Here is a 581-nt window from a genome sequence, read left to right as displayed (position 1 = left end):
ACTTCATCGAGCATGATGCGAATGTCCCAGTAGAACTAGCGTTCAAGTTTGAACCCGTATCAATCGCGCCAGCGTTTGAAAGGGATGCCGCGCCTAAACTTGATCCAGCACAGTGGCCCGAGGCCCGGCTGCTCAAGGCCCGTCGCCGGTATGCGGAGAGTTATGCGGCAGTGCCCGCACAAGTGCTCATTGAACTGTACGGTGTGCCGTACGCTTCATATCTGGCTGGGCAGGCGATGCTGGGCTTGGGGACCCAATATGCCCGAGCGATCGCAGACCGAATGGGAGTTTCGGAGCGAAACGCAAGTGCGATCGCTAAGATGTTTCTCAAGGTTCTACACACGCTTGGCGATGAGGCGGAGCTTACGAAGAACGACGACGCATATCAGGTCACGCGATCCACATTTACGCCCCTTCATGAGAATGAAGTTGACGAGATGTTTGACGCATATTTCGCGATGTTTACCGGCATCCTGAAGGTGTTAACGGCACACGTTAAACTTGTTCGATCCGTCGAAAAGAAGAATGGTCGACGATTCGAAATCTGGAGCCTGACCGATTCAGACCAGCGACTCTTCTAG

General features: G+C 53.7%; 1 protein-coding gene. It reads left to right on the top strand.

The window, feature by feature from the left end; translation table 11 throughout:
* The coding region (locus IVB48_RS00125; RefSeq protein ID WP_247396253.1) for a hypothetical protein at positions 1–581 on the top strand (581 nt) is incomplete at its 5' end.

Origin of the sequence: Bradyrhizobium sp. 76 (genome assembly GCF_023073025.1) — a bacterium.
In the GTDB taxonomy this organism is placed as follows: domain Bacteria; phylum Pseudomonadota; class Alphaproteobacteria; order Rhizobiales; family Xanthobacteraceae; genus Bradyrhizobium.
The sequence above is the reverse complement of the archived record's forward strand: the minus strand, read 5'-3'. Positions and strand labels throughout refer to the sequence as shown.